This window comes from Bradyrhizobium sp. UFLA03-84, from assembly GCF_002289535.1.
GTDB lineage: Bacteria > Pseudomonadota > Alphaproteobacteria > Rhizobiales > Xanthobacteraceae > Bradyrhizobium > Bradyrhizobium viridifuturi.
In genome coordinates this window covers 936,707-955,299 of record NZ_NSJY01000013.1, presented here as the reverse complement: position 1 = coordinate 955,299, position 18,593 = coordinate 936,707, and the positions used below count along the sequence as shown (strand labels likewise).

The window sequence follows — 18,593 nt, the reverse complement described above, 5'->3', positions numbered from 1 at the left end:
CCTTCGTCGACGGTTCGTCAAAATCCCGGATGACGCTCGCGCATCATCCGGGATGCCTCGGTTGAAAGCTAGTTCTTCGGCGGAAGGCCCATCGCCGCGCGATAGGCCGCGAGCTGCTTGGCCCGGCCGAACTCGTCGGTCAGCCTGTTCCACTCCTTCGCCATCGCGTCGAGCGCTGCCTGCGGCGTGGTCTGGCCGGCCAACGCCTTGCCGAGCTCGATCTCCACGACCTCGGTATAGGAGAAATAGCCGGGCAGACGCATGTCGAGTGCGACATTCTTGGCATTGATGGAGTCCGATTGCGCGCCGAGATATTCCTTGGCCTCTTCCGGCGAGAAGATCTTGCTCCACAGTTGCAGATTGGCGGTGTGCGATTTGCGGTAGGGATTGACGCCGCTGCCGCCGGTGATCGCCGCCTGGCCCGACACCTCGGGGCTGGTCAGCGTTTTGACGAAGTCCCACGCCGCCTTCTGGTTCTTGCCGGCCTTCGGCACCGCGATCTGCCAGCCGCCGAATGCCATGAACGGGCCCGGCAGCACGCTCGGGAATTTATCCCACGTCTTGGTCTTGGCGTTCCAGATCTGGTCCGAGCCGGGCAGCATCGCCGAGCCGACCTTGCCCGAAATCTTCGACTGCTTCGGGTCGGCGGCGATGACGCCGGTATCGCCCCAGCCGATCGATTCCGCGACCTGCCCGCCGGCGACCGCCGCGTTAACCTCGCCGAACGAGAAGTTCAGCGCGTTGGGCGGCCCGAGCTTCGATGCCTTGATGTATTCCTCGAGCCCCTTCACCCAGCCCGGATTGTTGATCTGTGCGTCCATCGTCTCGGGGTCGAAGAACATCGCGCCGGGATAGTTCGGATTGTTGGTGTAGGCCGCCGCGTGGCTGAAGAAGAACCAGAACTGCTGACCGCCGCGACGGAAGGCTTCCGCCGTTCCCCACAGCCCCTTGTCGGGCCGCTGGAAGAACTCCGCGATGTCGAGATACTGCTTCCAGGTCTTCGGCGGCGCGAGATCGTAGCCGTACTTGGCCTTGAAGGCGTCCTTCTCCTTGGGATCGCTGAACAGGTCGGTGCGATACGTATAGGTATGGACGTCGCCGTCCATCGATTGCGAGTAAATCTTGCCTTCCCACACCATCAGCCGTTCGCGATAGGCCGGCTCGATATCGTCCCAGTCCTTGCCGGACTGCATCTCCTTCGGCATCTCGCTGAGATAGGGCACGAAGTCCGGCAGCCAGGCCGGCGCGAAGCTGACGAGGTCGAACGTCGCGTCCGACGCGGTCAGCGATGTCGCGATCTTCGGATAGAGCTCGGACCATGGAAACTCGACGACGTTGACCTTGCCGCAGGTCTTCTTGGCCCATTCATCGGCGCCGAGCTTGAGCGCGGAGGCGATATACGGTCCGGTCTGCGACGCCACCGTCAAGGTGACGCCGGTGTAATCCGGGCTGCAGGCAGCATTCGCCTGGCCCGCGGCGCAGGCCATCGCGAGCGAGGTGGTCAGCATCAGGAACGTCCGTCGTAACATCGTCTAGTCCTCCCTACAAAGTTTTTGCTATTTGATGGCCCCAAGCAGCAGGCCCGACCGCATCATCCGGCTGAGCAGGCCCGCCATGATCATCATGGGAACGATGGCCACGAGCGCCGCAGCCGAGATCGCCCACCATTCGTCGCCGCGCTGGCTGTTCTGTCCCGCCACCAGGATGGGCAGCGTCTGCCATCTGGAATTGGTCAGGAACAGCGCGAACAGGAACTCGTTCCACACAAAGGCCAGCGTGATCATGAACGTCGCCAGCAGCCCGTTCATCGACATCGGCACCACGATGCCGATGAAGATGCGCCAGCTCGGCACGTTATCGACCATCGCGGCTTCCTCGACCTCGATCGGGATCGCCTCGAAGAAGTCGCGCATCAGCCAGACCACGATCGGCAGCGAGAACGCGACGTAGCACAGCGTCAGGCCGACATAGCTGTCGATCAGTTGGAAACCGAGCCGGCCGATCTCGCTGTAGAGCAGATACAGCGCGAAGGCCGTGACGATCGGCGGAAACATGCGCTGGCTCACGAACCAGAACAGGATGTCTTCATTGCCGAGGATCGGTCCGGGCAGCGGCAGGCGATTGGCGATGACGGCTGCGACCAGCGCGATCGGAAAGGCGAGCAGAAGTGCCTGCGGGCGGGTCAATCCGAACGTCGCGTTGAAGAAGAGGTAGCCGGCGAGCGCAAGCAGGAAGAACACGAGGCCCGCGCCGAACCGGACCTTGAACTCGAACCGCACCAGCGCATAGGCCGCCATCGCACCGATCGCGGTGGCGATCGCCGCCGCCGACAGGCCTACGATGGTCGAGTTAAGGAAGGTCCGGAAGAACTCGCCGCGAATCCCCTGATAGAGATCGATAAACGGCTGCAGGGTCGGCGTGAAGTCGACAAACGGAATGTAAGTCGGCCCGCCGACGACGCCCGGCGGCGTCTTGAACGCGGTCACGACCACCCAATAGAGCGGAAACACCGTGATCAGGCACCAGGCGAGAACGCCGACCGCGACCAGCCGGCGGCTCCATGGCGACAGTCCCGTCAAGCCCTGCCCGCTCATCGGCGCTTCTCCAGATGCGGCCGCAGCAGCGCCAGATAGGTGACGCCGATGATCGTGATCGCGATCAGGAACAGGAAGCTGAGTGCCGACGTGTAGCCGAGATTGAACTTCTTGAAGCCTTCCTGATAGGCGAACAAGGTCAGCGTCTCGGTGTCGACGCCCGGCCCGCCGCCCGTCATCACGAACACCGTATCCATGATCTTGTAGCTCTCGATCAGGCGGATGAAGACGACTGCGGCCGAGATCGGCAGCATCATCGGAAAGGTGATCCCCCAGAACTGCTGCCAGGCGCTGGCATTCTCCAGCTCGGCGGCCTCATAGACGTCTTCGGGAAGCGTTTGCAGGCCGGCCAGCATCATCAGGATGACGAACGGCGTCCATTGCCAGACCTCGACCGCGATGATGCAGGCGAGTGCCCAATGTCCATTGGTGAGGAAGGGCAGATTGACCAGCCCGAACTTCGACAGGAACTGGTTGAGCGGTCCCATGGTCGGGTTGAACATCATGCGCGCCACCAGCGCGACCGCCACCGGCGCAAGCAGCATCGGCAGCAGCAAGGCGACGCGAAACAGCCGCTCGCCCGGCACCCGCGCGTTCAGTGCCAGCGCGACGCCGAAACCGATCGCGTATTGCAGGCCGACCGCGATGAAGGCGATCAGCGTCGTCGTGAAGAGCGCACTCCAGAACCGCGGCTCCTGCAACAGCGTCGCATAATTGCCGAGCCAGACCACGCGCGGCGGGATCGGCGGGATCAGGCGATAGCTGAGGAAGCTCGTGGTCAGCGAATAGATCAGCGGAAAGATCGAGATCGCCAGCACGACGAGCACCGCCGGCCAGATGAAGACATGCTTGATCGGATCGTTCCGCATCATCGCGCGATCATCCCTTCAGCAGCGCTTCGATCTCGGCACGCTGCGGCATTGCGGGCGCGGTCCCGGGACGCGTGACCGAAATTCCGGCCGTAGCCGAACCGAACCGCGCAGCCTCGAGCGGATCGACGCCATCGGCGAGCGCCGCAGCGAAGCCGCCGACGAAGGCATCGCCCGCGCCGGTGGTCTCGACCACCTTGCCGGCGGCAAACGGCGGCACGTGCAGCGAGCGGTCCCGCGCATGGAACAGCGCGCCACGCTCGCCGAGCGTGATCAGCGCCGTGCCGGCGCCCTTCGCCAGCAACGCGTCGCCGGCACGTCGGGCGCCGGCGAGATCGCCGACCGCGATCCCGGTCAACGCTTCGGCCTCGGTCTCGTTCGGAACAACATAATCGCACAGCGCAAACAGGCTATCGTCGAACTTGATCGCCGGCGCCGGATTGAACACCGTGATGCTGCCGGCGGCACGCGCGACCTCGAGCCCCCGGAATGCCACATCGACCGGCTGCTCGAGCTGCGTCACGAACACCCTGGAGTCTCTGATAGCGTCCGCGACCGCGTCGACATCGGCCGGGCTGATGCCGCCCGCCGCACCCGGCACCACGATGATCGCGTTGTCGCCGCGCGTCTCATGGACGTAGATGAACGCAGCGCCGGTCGGCGCGTCCGCAGTCCTCGCCACCCGCGGCCGAATTCCCTCGGCCTCCCAGGTCTTGACCGCCAGCTCGCCGAAGGCGTCGCTGCCGATCCGCGAGATGAAGCTCACGCTGGCACCGGCCCTTGCTGCCGCGACAGCCTGATTGGATCCCTTGCCGCCGGGCCCCATGGCAAATCCCGATCCGGCGATCGTCTCGCCGATCGCTGGCATGTTGCCGGCGCGGAACGCCAGATCGACGACGAACACGCCGAGGACGGCGACGCCATTCTTGCTCATGTCGTTACTCCCCGTCCGGCGCGATGACGCCCTTGGTGAGCAGGAAGCAGCCGTAGAAGCGCCGCTCACCGGTCGCGATCACACAGTAGGCCGCCTTCGCCTTCTCATAGAACGCGTGGCGCTCGACGCCGACCAGAGGCCAGGACCGTCCCTCGGCACGATCGATCGCGGTCTGCACCTCGTGCTGCACGGGGGGCACCTCCTGCGGTTGGCCGACAATCTCCATGCGGATCGCGGCATCGTCGACGAAGGTATCGAGCGGCATCACCGAGAGCACGGCTTCGACCGCCTTGGCGGCGCTCACATTGTCGATGCGCAGCAACTCGCCCAGCACGCTCTGGCGCGCGATCGAGTCGGCCGGAAAATTGGTGTCGCACACCACCAAGCGATCGCCGTGCCCCATCGCCCGTAGGGCATAGAGCACGTCGGCATTGAGCAGTGGATTGATGCCCTTGAGCATGTAGCGTCCCTCCCTCGTCTTCAGCATCGCCGGACTCTGACGGTCCGGACCCCATCCATATCACCGCAAGGTGACGTCCCTAGATTCCAGTCTTGACGCGTCGTCTTCACGCGAACCGGTACCCACCTCGCTTGAGAACGCTCTAGTCGCCGTACGGAATCCAGATGTTCTTCACCTGCACGGCATGGCGGAGCAGGATCGGGCCCTCGCTCGCGGCCTTGTCGTACCAGTCGAGCGCGAGGCCATGATCGACCAGCGTCCGCTTGAGGTTGCCGATCGACAGCCGTTCCGCGGCCGCCGACGCGTCTTGCGACCCGAACGCCCAGAGCGCGTCGACATCGTCATGCTCGGCAAGCACCTTGACCAGTTCGTTGCGCTCACCGGTGACGATGTTGACCACGCCGCCCGGCACATCAGACGTCTCGAGCACCTGGTAGAAATCCGTCGCGGCGAGCGGATGCCGCTCGCTCGGTACCGCGACGACGCGGTTGCCCATCGCAACCAACGGCGCGACCAGGCTGATGAAGCCGAGCAGCGGCGCCTCGTCCGGACAGGCGACACCGACCACGCCGATCGGCTCATGCATTGCAAGCGCCACGCCGCGCAGCGGCGGCGCGTGGATGGATCCCTCGAACTTGTCGGCCCAGGCGCCATAGCTGAACAGCCGCTCGATGCTCGCATCGACTTCCGTGCGCGCCTTTGCCGACGACACGCCGGTCATGTCGGCGATGCGCCGGACAAACTCGTCGCTGCGCGCGGAGAGATTTTCGGCAAGGTAGTAGAGGATCTGGGCGCGATTATGCGCTGTCGCCCGCGCCCACGATTCGGCTGAGCGCGCCGCGGCCACCGCATTGCGGATATCCTTGCGATTGCCCTCGCCCACCTCGCCGAGGCGCCGGCCCTTTGGCGACAGCACCGCGCGCGAATAATTGCCGTCCGGGCGGACCTGCTTGCCGCCGACGAACAGTTTTGCCGTCCGATCGATCGGCGGCACGTCGAATCCAGCACTTGCGGCGGCCGCAATCGGCAGCGGCGATACCTTGGGCCGCGCCTTGCGCCCGCTCCAGGCCTTGGGCTTGAGATATTCGACCATGCCTTCACGGCCACCCTCGCGGCCGAAGCCGGACTCACGATAGCCGCCGAACCCGACGCTGGCGTCGAACAGGTTGGTGGCGTTGACCCAGACGACGCCGGCCAGCAACTTCGGCGCGATGTCGAGCGCAAGACCAATCGTCTCGCTCCACACGCTCGCGGCAAGGCCATAGCGCGTGTTGTTGGCGAGCATGACAGCCTCGTCGGGCGTGCGGAATGTCATCGCAACCAGGACAGGACCGAAGATCTCTTCAGTCGCAACCGTCGAGGATGGATGCACGTTCCAAAGCAGCGTCGGCGGATAGAAGCATCCCTCCGCGGGCATCGCGCCGGGCGTCTGATATTTCTCGGCGCCTTCCTTCACGCCGGTCTCGACCAGCGACTTGATCCGCTCGAGCTGCACCGGGGCGACCACCGCGCCCATGTCGATCGCCTTGTCGAGCGGCATGCCGACGCGCAGCGTCGACATGCGGCGGATCAGCCGCCTGCGGAAGGTGTCAGCAATGCCTTCCTGCAGCAGCAGCCTCGAGCCGGCACAGCAGACCTGGCCCTGGTTGAACCAGATCGCATCGACCACGCCTTCCACCGCGCCATCGATGTCGGCATCGTCGAATACGATGAACGGCGACTTGCCGCCGAGTTCGAGCGTCAGCGATTTGCCGGTGCCTGCCGTCGTCTGACGGATCAGCCGCCCGACCTCGGTCGAGCCGGTGAAGGCAATCTTGTCGACGGGACTTTCGACCAGCAGCGCGCCGGTCGCACCATCGCCGGTCACGACGTTCAACACGCCCGGCGGCAGGCCGGCCTCGGCCGAGAGTTCGGCAAATAGCAGCGCGGTCAGCGAGGTGAACTCCGCGGGCTTCAGCACCACCGTGTTGCCGGCGGCAAGTGCCGGCGCGATCTTCCAGGCCAGCATCAGCAGCGGGAAATTCCACGGGATGATCTGCCCGATCACGCCGATCGGCGCCTGATCGGCGAATTCCCGCTCCTGCAACTGCGCCCAGCCGGCGTGATAGTAGAAATGGCGGGCGGCGAGCGGCACGTCGAGATCGCGGGTCTCGCGGATCGGCTTGCCGTTGTCGATCGCCTCCAGCACGGCGAGCAGCCGGGCGTGACGCTGCAGCATGCGCGCCAGTGCATAGAGATGACGCGCGCGGCCGTGACCGCCAAGCTTCGCCCATGCCGTCTGCGCCGTGCGCGCGGCGTTGACCGCCGCCTCGACGTCGGACGCCGCGCCCTGCGCGATGCGCGCCAGCGGCTTGCCGGTGGCGGGCTCGAACGTGGTGAGGTGCTTGCCGGCATGCGGCGTTGTGAACTTGCCGGCGATGAAATGCCCGAACGTGGCGTCATGCCGCGCCAGCCAGGCGCGCGCTTCGCCGTCCGCCTCGGGCGCGGGGCCATACTCCATGGTTTCGAAATAGTTTGCGACGCTCATCGCTGGAGTCTCATCCCACGGGGTGGCGGTTGAAAGCCGAATAGTGGCCGGTCACGTGATGCTCGAGCTGCCGCTCGATATCGGCAAGCAGGCTGGAGGCGCCGATGCGGAACAGATCCGGCTCGAGCCAGTCGCGCCCCAATTCCTCCTTCATCAGGAACTGATAGTTGAGCACGTCCTTTGCGGTCGAGATTCCGCCGGCCGGCTTGAAGCCGATCTTGAAGCCGGTGCGCTCCTGGTAGACGCGGATCATCCGCAGCATCGCCAGCGTCACCGGCAGCGTGGCGTTGACGCCCTCCTTGCCGGTCGAGGTCTTGATGAAATCGGCACCGGCCATCATGCAGACCATCGATGCCTTGGCGACATTGCGCAGCGTCTTGAGGTCGCCGGTGGCCAGGATCGTCTTCAGATGCGCGTTGTCGCAGACGGCGCGGAAGTCCTGGACCTCGGCGTAAAGCGCCCGCCAGTCGCCAGTCAGCACGTGCTCGCGCGTGATGACGACGTCGATCTCCTGCGCGCCGTCGCGCACCGACGCCTCGATCTCCTTCAGCTTCAGTTCGTGGGGGATCAGCCCCGCCGGGAATCCGGTCGAGACCGCAGCGACCGGGATGCCGGATCCAGCGAGCGCTTCGACGGCCGTGCCGACGAACCGATGGTAGACACAGACCGCGCCGGTATGCAGCTCGCGCCCGGCAAAGCCGAGCCGCTCGAGAAGGTCGCCGCGCACGGGCGCCTTGGCCTTGGCGCAGAGGCGCTTCACCCGTTCGGTGGTATCGTCGCCGTTGAGCGTCGTCAGGTCGATGCAGGTGATCGCCTTGAGCAGCCACGCCGCCTGCGCATCCTTCTTGACCGTACGACGGCCCGGCAGGCTCGCGACCCGCCGTTCGGCGGCCGACAGGTTGATCCTGATTTCGTCGACCCAATCCATGTCGAGCGCGCGGCCGCTATTGCGCAGCGCCGAATGAGGATGCCCACCGCCCGGGGAAGGCGGCAGCGTGGTCAGCGCGATCGGATTCTGCATGGGGACGCTCTGCGTCATGGAAACGCCGTGCGGTCCTAGCGAATCGACGAGATCGCCAGATAAACTGAATGTGTCGATCGCAACATGTGATCCTCCCCTGACCTTGCCGCTGGGTTTGCCACCTGCCGAGGAACGACACCGTCCCGACGCCAGATGAGCCGCCAAACTGGATGTTATTATTGTAACAAATCGACGTTGCTAAACTCACAACATTGTAAGATCATTGTCAATCAGATAAGCAAGCTCGGCGACAAAAATGGCTGAAACCCCGAACGCACGACCAAGCGAGACACGCGTCCAGCGCCTGCAGAGGCTGCGCCGCGCCGTCGAATCGAGTGGCGCGCTGCACCTGAAGGATGCCGCCGAGCTCCTGAAGGTCTCCGAAATGACGGTGCGGCGTGACCTTGCCGGCCCGGAGGCCGCCCTCGCCTTGCTCGGCGGCTACGTCGTCAACGCCGCATCGCCGACCGCGATCAAGTACACGTTCGAGCAGGAGATCGACCAGCACACCCAGGACAAGCGTCTCGCCTGCCGGGCTGCGGCCGCCTCGATCAAGGAAGGCGATACGATCTTCATCGATTGCGGCACCACGATGCAGTCGCTGGCGGACTGCCTGCCCGAGGATCTGCCGCTCTCGGTGATCTGCTATTCGATGAACGTGGCGTCGATCGTGACGCATAGGCCCGGCACGCAGGTGATGCTGATGGGCGGGCTCTATCATCCCTCATCGCAGTCCTTTGCATCGGACGATGGCCTGTCCTATCTGCGGCGGCTCGGCATCAACAAGGCCTTCATTTCCGCCGGCGGCGTGCACTGGACCCGCGGCGCGAGCTGCTCGAATTTTCACGAGGTCGCCGTCAAGCGGGCTGTCATCGAAACCGCGATGGAGAGCATCCTGGTGATCGACGCGAGCAAGCTCGGCAGCCTCAAGTCGGCATTCTTTTCCGATATCGGCGCGTTCTCGCGGATCATCGTCGGCGGCGCGGCGTCGCCGGACATGCGCAAGCACTTCCGCAGCCTTCCGGTCGAGTATGTGACCACCGCAATCTGACCCGGGCGGGGGCTGGCTCGCCCGGGTCAGCTTTGTCCACGATGCGCGCCGTTGCGACACCGCGCATCGCTGGCCAAAGATCAGTTGCAGGCCGGCTTCGCCTTGTTGCAGGCGTCGGTCAGTTCGGACGGCGGCTCCTTCTTGAACACCGTCTTGTAGGATTCCAGCACATTCGACTGCGTCACCGGCAGCGACTGCACGCCAACCCAGGCCGGCGTCTCCTTGCCAAGCAGCGCGTTCATCATGGCCATCGCCTCCGCGACGCCCTGGTCATAGGGACGCTGCGAGCCGGTCGCCTTCAGCGGTCCACCCTTGGCGATCTCGATCGCCGATTGCAGGCCGAGATCGACGGTCGTGACCGGAATGTCGATGCCCTGCGCGCGCATAGAGCTCAACGTATCGAGCGCCGGCTGATCCCAGACCGCGAACACGCCCTTGACGTCGGGATTGCCGGTGAGGAAGTCGCCCGCGATCTGCGACACTTTCGGCGGATCGGTGAAGTCGACCTGCTTCATCTTGATGTCCGGCCGGTTCTTCTGCATCCACTCGCGAACGCCCTTGGTGCGCTCGTTGGTGCTGAAATAGTCGACGCCGAAATTGACGAGACCGATGGTGGCGCCCTGCGCCATGCAGGAGGCCAGGATCTGCGCCGCGATCTGCCCGTTACCCAGATTGTCCGCCGAAATCATCGAGGCATATTCCTCGGGATGCTTGAGGCCGGTCGGGATGCTGTCCATCAGCACCAGTTTGATGCCGGCCTTGGCGACTTTCTTGTAGGTCGGCGCGGTCGCGGTGAAATCGACCGGGATCGAGATGATGCCGTCCGGATGCTGCTGGATGGTGTTCTCGATGTCGGCGATCTGCTTGTCGACCTGATATTCGGCCGAGGCGACGCCCGTCACCGTCACGCCGTACTTCTTCAGCGTGTCGGTGATGCCCTGGATCTGCAGCTGCGCCCAGTCGAGGTTGACCGTCTGCATCGAGATGCCGACCTTGAAATGCTTCTCCTTGACCTTGGCGGCATCGGCATCCGACAGTGCGAGCACTTCGGGCGACGCGGCCTTCTCGCCGTGGGGCCCCTGACCGACGATCGATTTCGGTCCGAGCGTCGCCAGATCGACGCCCTTGACGCAGGTTGCCGGCACTTCGGCGTGGGCCGAGGGGGCGATCGAAATCGCCGTCGCCGCGATCAGCGCGGTCAGCGGCAGGGTTTGTCGCAAGATTGGTTTCATTGTTTCCTCCCTTTTTGGTCGCCGATTGACCGGAGGCCGGCGACCTTGCCCCTACTGCCGCAACGCGGGCCTTACGGTCCCGACGCCGCATCCCGACTAGCGTTTCGTGAAAGCGACCGCGGCCACGATGATCGCTCCCTTGATGACGAGTTGCATCGGCGAGCTGACGCCGAGCAGCACGAGGCCGTTGTTGAGCGTGCCGATGATCAGGCTGCCGAACAGCGTCCCCAGAATGTAACCACGGCCGCCAAACAGGCTGCAGCCGCCGAGGATCACGGCGGCGATGACGTCGAGCTCCATGCCCTGCACGACGTCGGGCCGCGCGGCATGCGAGCGCGCCGACAGCACCAGCGCCGCGAGCCCGGCCAGCGCGCCGGTCAGCACGAAGGCCGCGGTCGTCACCCATTTGGTGTTGATGCCGGAATAGAGCGCCGCAGTCGGATTGCCGCCGACCGCATAGATGCGGCGGCCGAACACATTGTAGTGCAGCAACAGGATGCCGACGATCATCGCCACCAGCGTCCAGGCGATCGGAACGGGGATGCCCAGGAACGTGCCTTCGCCGAAGATCGCGAAATAGGTCTCGTTGGTGATGATGACCGGCTTGGTGTTGGTCACCATCATCGCGAGGCCCCGCGCCATGCTCAGCGAGCCCAGCGTGACCAGGAAGGACGGAATCGAGAGCTGCGTGGTCAGGATGCCGTTGAGCAAGCCGACCAGCGCGCCGGTGCCGAGCCCGGCGGCGGCGCCGACGATCCAGCTGTTGCTGATCTGGCTCATGGCGAGCGCTGCGGCCATGCCGGACAGCGCCAATGTCGATGCGACCGACAGATCGATCTGGCGCGCGATGATCACGAAGGTCATGCCGACCGCGATGATCGATACCAGCGTGGTCTGGCGTCCGATATTCAGGAAATTGTCGACCGACAGGAACCAGGGCGAGGACAGGCTGAACACCACCAGCAGCACCACGAAGGCGATGTACAGCATGTAGGGCCGCTCGCCCCGCAGCAGGTTCTGCAGCAGCTTGCGGCGCCGGTCGGACCGGGTCGGCGCGGCGGCGACGTTGGGCGCGGTCAGTTCAGTCATGCGGGCAGCTCTTGCAATACGCCTTGTCCGGAAGCCTGGTAGATCTGCAGCAGATGATGCAGCTCTTCGGCATCAACGATCTCTCCGCGCTTCAGCGTCCGCGCCACGCGTCCATCGACGATCACGGAGATGCGGTCGCAGAGCTCGATCAGTTCGACGAGATCGGACGAGACGACCAGCACGCCGCTGCCGTCGCGGGCGGCATTGCGGATCACGCCATAGATTTCCTCGCGTGCGCCGACGTCGACGCCGACGGTCGGCTCGTCGAGCAGCAGCACGCGCGGCCGCGGATCATTCCATTTCCCGAACACGACCTTCTGCTGGTTGCCGCCGGACAATGTCCTGACCAGGCTGGAGGCGCCCTGCGCCTTCACCGATAGCCGCGCGACCGCGGTCTCCGCGCGCCTGATGGCAGCGCGCTGCTGCATGAAGCCCCAGCGCGAGAAATGCGGAATCCGCGGCAGCGTGATGTTGCGCTCGATCGAATGGTCCAGCACCAGGCCCTGCACGTGCCGATCTTCCGGCACCAGCGCGACGCCGTGCTCGATCGCATCGGCCGGGCCGTTCGGCAGCCATGGCCGGCCCTCGATCTCGAATGCGCCGCGCTCGACCGGCCGAAGTCCGAAGATCGTCTCGAGAATCTCCGTGCGTCCGCTGCCAATCAATCCGGCAAGGCCATGGATCTCCCCCTTCATCACCGACAAGTCGACGGCCGACAGCCGGTCGTTGGACACATCAGACAGCGACAGCACCGGCGACGGATCGAGCGCGCGCGCTGCCGCGGGCGCGGCGCGCGACGCCGCGGGCGCCGAGCGATCGGTGCCGATGATGGCGTTCACCAGCCGCTTCATGTCGGTCTCGGCGGTGACGAAGGTGCCGGCGTTGGCACCATCGCGCAGCACGGTGACCCGCTGCGAGATTTCGAAGACCTCGTTGAGCCGGTGCGTCACGTAGATCACGCCGACGCCGCGGCGCGTCGCCTTGCCGATCGCGTCAAACAGGATGCGAACCTCATCCGAGGTCAGCGAAGATGTCGGCTCATCGAGGATCAACAGCCGCACCTCGCCCATCAACGCCTTGGCGATCTCCGTCATCTGGCGGTAGGCGAACGGCAGCGAACCGACCGCAGCTTTGGTATCCAGGGGAATGCCGAGTTCGCCCAGGAACGCTTCGGCCCTCGCCATCAATTCGCGCTTGCGGACAAAGCCGAACCGCGCGCGGGGCTCGCGGCCGAGCAGCAGGTTGTCGGCGACGCTCAACGATTCGACGAGACTGAGGTCCTGATAGACGACGGCGATCCCGGCCTCACGCGACCGTGCCGGGCTGTCGAACGTCACAGGCTTGCCGGCGATCTCGATGGTGCCGCTGTCGGCGGTATGAACGCCGCTGAGGATCTTGATCAGCGTGGATTTTCCGGCCCCGTTCTCGCCCAATAGGGCATGCACCTCGCCGGCACGGACCTCGAGGTTGACGTCGCGCAGCGCCCGCACGCCGCCAAAGCGCTTGTTGATGCCGCCGACCATCAAGAGCGACGTCGACGGCCGAGGCTCTGCAGCGATCGAACCGGACAATTCCATTTTTCCTCCGCCGCCCGCGCGAAACGCTGATGCGATGATGACATCTTGTTATTTTTGCAACTTATTGTGTTATAATTCTATCACAACAGCCGACCTGTCAATGGGAGATCGCGCCCGCCGGCGTCGGAATCGAGGGCGGCCGATCGAGCCCCCGCACCGTCGGATACGCACCGCCGGCCTCCGCGGGGCACGCCGACATCCATCAGGGTTGTGCTACGCTGTGATCGCTCATCTCATCGAAGCCAATGCCGGTGAACCCAGATGAAACTGAGTGCTGCGATTGCCGTCGCCCTGATCGGGTTTTGCCTCCCTGCGACAGCGCAGCAAGGCGGTGCCGCCCTCTACGCGCAACGCTGTGCGCAGTGTCACGATAGCACCGACGCGAATATTCGGGCGCCGAGCCGCGCCGCGCTGCAATCGAGGTCGTTCGATGAGGTTCTGGGCGCGATCACCACGGGCCCGATGGCATCCTTCGCGCAGGGACTGAGCAATGACGAGCGGGCGGCGATCGCCTCGCTCGTCACCGGTAAGGCCGCCTCGCATGCGGCGGCCGCGAACGCAGGCCAATGTGCGCAGAGCGAGGCCGGCTTCCCCCAGGCGATCGATGGGCCACGGTGGAACGGCTGGGGCGCGGATCTCAACAACAGCCGGTTTCAGCCGGCGGCGATGGCCGGCCTCACACGCGACCAGGTCTCCCGGCTGCGCCTGAAATGGGCCTTCGGGTTTCCCGGCGCCTCGATCGCGTTCGCTCAGCCGACCGTCATCGGCGGCCTGCTGTTCGTCGGCGGCACCGACCGCAAGGTCCACGCCCTCGATGCCAAGACCGGATGTACCCGCTGGGTGTTTCCGACCGACGCGCCGGTCCGGGCGGCGATCAATTTCGCCGCGATGGATGACGGCCAGCCGGTGATCTTCTTCGGCGACTTGCTCGCCAACATCTACGCGGTGAATGCGACAACCGGCACGCTGATCTGGAAGACCAGGATCGAGGACCACCTGGCCGCCCGGATCACCGGCGCACCCGTGTTCTACTCCGGCGCCGTCTATGTCGGCGTGTCATCGATCGAGGAAGCGACGGGGTCTCGCCCCACCTACCAATGCTGCACGTTTCGCGGCAGCGTCGTGGCGCTGAAGGCCGATACTGGCGCGCATATCTGGAAGACCTACACCATCGCTGAAGCGCCGCATCCGACCAGGACGAACGCGATCGGGACCCAGCTGTTCGGCCCGGCCGGCGCGTCGGTCTGGTCCGCTCCCACCATCGACGTTCAACGCAAGGCGCTCTATGTCGCGACATCGAACAGCTATGCCGACCCGGCAACCGACACCAGCGACGCCATCCTCGCGTTCGATCTTTCGACCGGCAAGATGCTTTGGCATCAGCAGGCGACGCCCAAGGACAGCTTCGTCGTCGCGTGCTTCGGCACCGACCAGAGCAACTGTCCGCAAGATCGCGGTCCCGATCACGACTTCGGGCAATCGCCGATCCTGGTGAACTTGCGTGATGGACATCGCGTGCTCGTCATCGGCCAGAAGTCCGGCGTGGTCCACGCGCTGGATCCCGACCATGAAGGCAAGATCTTGTGGCAGACGCGGATCGGCCAAGGTGGACCGCTGGGCGGGACCGAGTGGGGCTCTGCCGCCGACCAGGACCGAATCTATGTCGCCAACTCGGATGTGCGGTTTCTTCGTGACGGTTCGCGGCGCCTGAATTCAAGCGAAGGCGGCGGCCTGTTCGGACTCGATCTGGCGACCGGGAAGATCGCGATGCAGGTCGCGCCGGTTGCCTGCGGCGACCGCCCCCAATGCAGTCCTGCTCTTTCCGCAGCGGTCACCACAATTCCCGGCGTGGTGTTCTCGGGCGGCGTGAGCGGCTTCCTGCGTGCTTACGCGACCGATGACGCAAAGCTGCTCTGGGAATTCGACACCGCGCGCGACTACACCACGGTCAACGACGTTCCGGGCCATGGCGGCGCCATGGACGGACCCGGGCCGATCGTTGTGGACGGCATGCTGTACGTCAATTCCGGCTACGCGCAATGGGGCGGCCTGCCCGGCAACGTTCTGTTGGCCTTCGAGGTCGGTAACCCCTGACACAATTTCAGCAATGCGCTGGCACTGCTGCAGCTCATATCGGGCATTCGCCGTCGCTAGGCGGCGGTCTCCTTGCCCAGAATGAAGCGTGCAGCGCGCTCGCCGATCATCATCGTCGGCGCATTGGTGTTGCCAGAGACAAGACGAGGCATGATCGAGGCGTCGGCGACACGAAGCCCTTCCACGCCACGCACCCGCAAGTCTTCCGACACGACCGCCATGGGATCATCGGCAGCTCCCATCTTCGCGGTGCCCGACGGATGGAACACGGTCTTGGATATCGCACGAACATAGTCGCGGAGCGCGTCTGGGTCGGCTTCCAGCCCCGGCTTCGGAAGGACACGCCGCTTGACCAAACGGGCCAGCGAGGGGGCCTCAGAGATCCGGATGGCGATCTGAACACCGCGAACGAGCGTCTCGACATCGGCCTGCTCGGCGAGCGAGTTGGCAACAAACAGAGCGGCGTCGGTCGGGTTCGTTGAGCGCAACCGGACCGAGCCGCGCGATTGCGGCCGCAGGACACAGGGACCGATCGAGATGCCATGGCCCGCATGAGCTGACCGATCGGCAAAGCCATTGAATGCCGGCAGTACATGAAACTGGATGTCGGGTTCGCCCGTACCTGCCGTGTCGACGAACCCGCCGGATTCGACGACCGTCGACGTCAGCAGGCCCGTCTTGGTCAGAAGATACTGCATCATGTGCGCTGCCGCGCGGAAGCCCTTGTCTTCGCCGAAGATCGAAATCGGATCCTTGGTCTCGCACTGAACGGTCGCCTCGAGATGATCCTGGTAGTTCTCGCCGACCCCGGGCAGGTCGAGCACGACGTCGACGCCGTGCTCGCGCAGATGGGCCGCCGGCCCGATCCCCGACAATTGCAGGATTTTCGGCGTCGCCAGCGCGCCGGCGGTCAGAATCACTTCGCGCCGCGCCGTGACGGTCGATCCGTCATCGAGCAGCACTCCGGTCGCTCTCTTGCAATCAAAGAGGACTTTGTGGACACGGCTTCCCGTCTTGACGGTCAGGTTGGCACGCCCCTCCGCCTGCCGCAGAAAAGCCTCCGCCGCACTGCGACGGCGCCCGCGACTTGTGGTCGTCTGATAGAAGCCGACGCCCTCCTGGCGGGCTCCATTGAAGTCCTCATTGTAGGGGATGCCGACTTCCTGCGCGGCGCGGATGAAGGCCCACGAGAGCGGATGACCGTAGGCGCGGTCCGACACGGTGAGCTCGCCAGTGGCCCCGTGATACTCACCGGAAAGCCGCTGGTTGTTTTCGAGGTCGCGGAAGACAGGAAGCACCTTGTCGTAGCCCCAGCTACGACAGCCGAGCTGCGCCCACGTATCGTAATCCTGCCGCGAACCACGGATGTAGACCATCGCGTTCACCGAACTGCCGCCGCCCAGCACATGACCCTGCGGCACGATCGACGGCCGTCCGTTGAGGCCCTGCTCCGGCTCGGATGCGTAGAAAAGCGCGTCGCGGCCCTTCTCCAGAACCTTGAAGAAAGTTGCCGGAATGTGAATGTACTTGTCGGTGTCGCGCTGGCCGCTTTCGATGAGGAGTACGCGATTGCGGGAATCCTCCGAGAGGCGCGACGCGAGGACGCATCCCGCAGAGCCGCCGCCCGCGACGATGTAATCATAGTCCTGCATCTGCCCTCCCCGACGCGCCGCGTTCAGCGTTCCACTTCAACAGAACACGGTCTGTACGGTGGTGAACTCCTTCAGCCCCTCGACGCCAAACTCGACCCCGAATCCCGATTGCTTCACGCCGCCAAACGGCGCGTTGGGTTGAATGGCGCCATGCTTGTTGATCCAGACCGAACCGGCCTCGATCCGCCCTGCCACACGTTTTGCCTGCGCCAGGTCGGTACCCCAGACCGAGCCGCCCAGCCCCATCGAGCTCGCATTGGCCTTGGCGACGGCATCATCGATGTCGCGGTACCGGATGATCGGAAGAGCAGGACCGAACTGCTCTTCGTCCACGAGCCGGCAACCGTGGTCCACGTCGGCAACCAGCGTGACTGGATAGAAAAAACCGGGCCCTTCCGAGGGATTGCCGCCGATCAGCACACGGCCGCCCTTGTCGCGCGCCTCATTCACGAACGTTGAAACGATGTCGAACTGACGGCGATTCTGCACCGGACCGAGCGTCGATTTTTCCGACAAGCCATCGCCGACGACGACCTGGCCGGCATACTCGACGAGCTCGTTGCAGACCTGCTTGTAGAGGCTGTCGTGAACATAGAGCCGCTTCAGCGCGGCACAGGTCTGGCCGCCGTTGATGAAGGCACCCCAGAAGAGGCTCTCGACGATCTGCTTCGGGTTAGCGTCAGACAGCACGATTCCCGCGTCATTGCCGCCGAGTTCGAGAGTCAGCCGCTTGAGCGTGGTCGCTGCGCTCTGCATGATCTTGCGGCCCGTCGCCGTCGAGCCCGTGAACGTCACCTTGGCAATGCCGGGGTGCGAGGACATCAGGCTGCCGATCTCGTTCTCGCCGGAGACGACGTTCACCACGCCCGGCGGCAACGTCTCGTTCATCAGCTCCACAAGCCTGATGGTGCTGAGCGGGGTCAGCGGCGAAGGCTTGATGACCACCGTGTTACCCGCCCGGATTGCCGGAATGATGTGCCAGCATGCAATCATGACCGGCCAGTTCCACGGCGTGATGGAGCCGACCACGCCGATCGGCTTGCGGTGCAGCTCGACGCGCCCCTCGGCTCCGTCCTGCAGGACCTCCACCGGGAGCGACAGATCGCTCGTGAAGCGCGTCCAGGCAACCGCGCCACCGATCTCGAAGCGCGATCCCAGACCGTTCAGCGGCTTGCCTTGCTCGAGCGTGAGCAGGCGGGCAAGCTCTTCGGAATGCGCCTCGATCGTTTGCGCAACCGCACGACACGCTTCGGCCCGTTCAATTTCGGAGGCTTCCTTCCAGATCGCAAACGCCTTGGTGGCGGCGGATATCGCGGAATCCAGATCCTCCGCCGTCGCGAGCGGCATCGCGCCGACGACGGCGCCAGTCGCCGGATTGATGACGTCCAGGACGCCGGCTGTCTCGACCTTGCGACCGTCAATGACCAGGCTCGAGCGCTGCATGCAAAGATCTCCCAAGCGCAAGTGATGCGGCCGAGGAAAGACGATGATGC

Annotated in this window: 14 protein-coding genes; 2 read left to right on the top strand and 12 right to left on the bottom strand. The window is 64.8% G+C overall.

Annotated features, from left to right (window positions below; translation table 11 throughout):
• Positions 1 to 68 precede the first annotated feature (68 nt).
• The 7 genes from CK489_RS18640 to deoC form a co-directional block, all read right to left on the bottom strand.
• Positions 69 to 1,529, bottom strand: coding sequence for an extracellular solute-binding protein (locus CK489_RS18640; RefSeq protein WP_095733244.1), 1,461 nt, complete (start codon positions 1,527 to 1,529; stop codon positions 69 to 71).
• A gap of 27 nt (positions 1,530 to 1,556) precedes the next feature.
• Entirely contained in the window at positions 1,557 to 2,594 is a 1,038-nt protein-coding gene (locus tag CK489_RS18635) for a carbohydrate ABC transporter permease (RefSeq protein ID WP_095733243.1), read from the bottom strand.
• Positions 2,591 to 3,466: a carbohydrate ABC transporter permease gene (locus CK489_RS18630; RefSeq protein WP_021076112.1), complete on the bottom strand. Its 876-nt coding sequence runs from the start codon at positions 3,464 to 3,466 to the stop codon at positions 2,591 to 2,593. The genes CK489_RS18635 and CK489_RS18630 overlap by 4 nt, the downstream gene beginning before the upstream one ends.
• Before the next feature lie 7 nt (positions 3,467 to 3,473).
• The gene (gene rbsK, locus CK489_RS18625) at positions 3,474 to 4,397 is read right to left on the bottom strand and encodes a ribokinase (RefSeq protein WP_095733242.1); all 924 of its coding nucleotides are present in this window, start codon (positions 4,395 to 4,397) and stop codon (positions 3,474 to 3,476) included.
• A 4-nt stretch (positions 4,398 to 4,401) separates the two neighbouring features.
• Positions 4,402 to 4,857, bottom strand: coding sequence for an RbsD/FucU family protein (locus tag CK489_RS18620; protein ID WP_050627784.1), 456 nt, complete (start codon positions 4,855 to 4,857; stop codon positions 4,402 to 4,404).
• Positions 4,858 to 4,999: 142 nt separating this feature from the next.
• Positions 5,000 to 7,384 carry an aldehyde dehydrogenase family protein gene (locus tag CK489_RS18615; protein ID WP_095733241.1) on the bottom strand — a complete coding sequence of 795 codons (2,385 nt, stop codon included), beginning with the start codon at positions 7,382 to 7,384 and terminating at the stop codon, positions 5,000 to 5,002.
• A 10-nt stretch (positions 7,385 to 7,394) separates the two neighbouring features.
• Positions 7,395 to 8,312 (bottom strand): deoxyribose-phosphate aldolase, encoded by a 918-nt coding sequence (gene deoC / locus CK489_RS18610; protein ID WP_245350458.1) that lies wholly within the window; start codon positions 8,310 to 8,312, stop codon positions 7,395 to 7,397.
• Positions 8,313 to 8,661: 349 nt separating this feature from the next.
• Here deoC and CK489_RS18605 point away from each other — a divergent pair, with 349 nt between their 5' ends.
• On the top strand, positions 8,662 to 9,456 hold the full coding sequence (locus tag CK489_RS18605) for a DeoR/GlpR family DNA-binding transcription regulator (RefSeq protein WP_050627717.1): 795 nt from the start codon (positions 8,662 to 8,664) through the stop codon (positions 9,454 to 9,456).
• Between the two features lie 80 nt (positions 9,457 to 9,536).
• Here the strand turns inward: CK489_RS18605 and CK489_RS18600 are convergent, their stop codons facing one another.
• The 3 genes from CK489_RS18600 to CK489_RS18590 all read right to left on the bottom strand — a co-directional run bounded on the left by CK489_RS18600 (position 9,537) and on the right by CK489_RS18590 (position 13,354).
• Positions 9,537 to 10,688: a substrate-binding domain-containing protein gene (locus CK489_RS18600; protein ID WP_095733240.1), complete on the bottom strand. Its 1,152-nt coding sequence runs from the start codon at positions 10,686 to 10,688 to the stop codon at positions 9,537 to 9,539.
• Positions 10,689 to 10,784: 96 nt separating this feature from the next.
• Positions 10,785 to 11,777, bottom strand: coding sequence for an ABC transporter permease (locus CK489_RS18595; protein WP_095733239.1), 993 nt, complete (start codon positions 11,775 to 11,777; stop codon positions 10,785 to 10,787).
• Positions 11,774 to 13,354, bottom strand: coding sequence for a sugar ABC transporter ATP-binding protein (locus CK489_RS18590; protein ID WP_095733238.1), 1,581 nt, complete (start codon positions 13,352 to 13,354; stop codon positions 11,774 to 11,776). Before CK489_RS18590 ends, CK489_RS18595 begins: the two co-directional genes overlap by 4 nt.
• Before the next feature lie 261 nt (positions 13,355 to 13,615).
• Here CK489_RS18590 and CK489_RS18585 point away from each other — a divergent pair, with 261 nt between their 5' ends.
• Positions 13,616 to 15,448 carry an outer membrane protein assembly factor BamB family protein gene (locus tag CK489_RS18585; protein ID WP_095733237.1) on the top strand — a complete coding sequence of 611 codons (1,833 nt, stop codon included), beginning with the start codon at positions 13,616 to 13,618 and terminating at the stop codon, positions 15,446 to 15,448.
• Between the two features lie 56 nt (positions 15,449 to 15,504).
• Here the strand turns inward: CK489_RS18585 and CK489_RS18580 are convergent, their stop codons facing one another.
• Together CK489_RS18580 and CK489_RS18575 are read right to left on the bottom strand one after the other, a co-directional pair.
• Positions 15,505 to 17,100 (bottom strand): GMC family oxidoreductase, encoded by a 1,596-nt coding sequence (locus CK489_RS18580; protein ID WP_095733236.1) that lies wholly within the window; start codon positions 17,098 to 17,100, stop codon positions 15,505 to 15,507.
• A 36-nt stretch (positions 17,101 to 17,136) separates the two neighbouring features.
• Entirely contained in the window at positions 17,137 to 18,543 is a 1,407-nt protein-coding gene (locus tag CK489_RS18575; RefSeq protein WP_095733235.1) for an aldehyde dehydrogenase family protein, read from the bottom strand.
• Positions 18,544 to 18,593: the final 50 nt, after the last annotated feature.

Coding starts and splice junctions, on each gene's coding strand:
- CK489_RS18630 (WP_021076112.1), bottom strand. CDS start 3,466: ATGATGCGGAACGATCCGATCAAGCATGTCTTCATCTGGCCGGCGGTG.
- CK489_RS18615 (WP_095733241.1), bottom strand. CDS start 7,384: ATGAGCGTCGCAAACTATTTCGAAACCATGGAGTATGGCCCCGCGCCC.
- CK489_RS18575 (WP_095733235.1), bottom strand. CDS start 18,543: ATGCAGCGCTCGAGCCTGGTCATTGACGGTCGCAAGGTCGAGACAGCC.
- CK489_RS18620 (WP_050627784.1), bottom strand. CDS start 4,857: ATGCTCAAGGGCATCAATCCACTGCTCAATGCCGACGTGCTCTATGCC.
- CK489_RS18585 (WP_095733237.1), top strand. CDS start 13,616: ATGAAACTGAGTGCTGCGATTGCCGTCGCCCTGATCGGGTTTTGCCTC.
- rbsK (WP_095733242.1), bottom strand. CDS start 4,397: ATGAGCAAGAATGGCGTCGCCGTCCTCGGCGTGTTCGTCGTCGATCTG.
- deoC (WP_245350458.1), bottom strand. CDS start 8,312: ATGGATTGGGTCGACGAAATCAGGATCAACCTGTCGGCCGCCGAACGG.
- CK489_RS18640 (WP_095733244.1), bottom strand. CDS start 1,529: ATGTTACGACGGACGTTCCTGATGCTGACCACCTCGCTCGCGATGGCC.
- CK489_RS18580 (WP_095733236.1), bottom strand. CDS start 17,100: ATGCAGGACTATGATTACATCGTCGCGGGCGGCGGCTCTGCGGGATGC.
- CK489_RS18605 (WP_050627717.1), top strand. CDS start 8,662: ATGGCTGAAACCCCGAACGCACGACCAAGCGAGACACGCGTCCAGCGC.
- CK489_RS18595 (WP_095733239.1), bottom strand. CDS start 11,777: ATGACTGAACTGACCGCGCCCAACGTCGCCGCCGCGCCGACCCGGTCC.
- CK489_RS18635 (WP_095733243.1), bottom strand. CDS start 2,594: ATGAGCGGGCAGGGCTTGACGGGACTGTCGCCATGGAGCCGCCGGCTG.
- CK489_RS18600 (WP_095733240.1), bottom strand. CDS start 10,688: ATGAAACCAATCTTGCGACAAACCCTGCCGCTGACCGCGCTGATCGCG.
- CK489_RS18590 (WP_095733238.1), bottom strand. CDS start 13,354: ATGGAATTGTCCGGTTCGATCGCTGCAGAGCCTCGGCCGTCGACGTCG.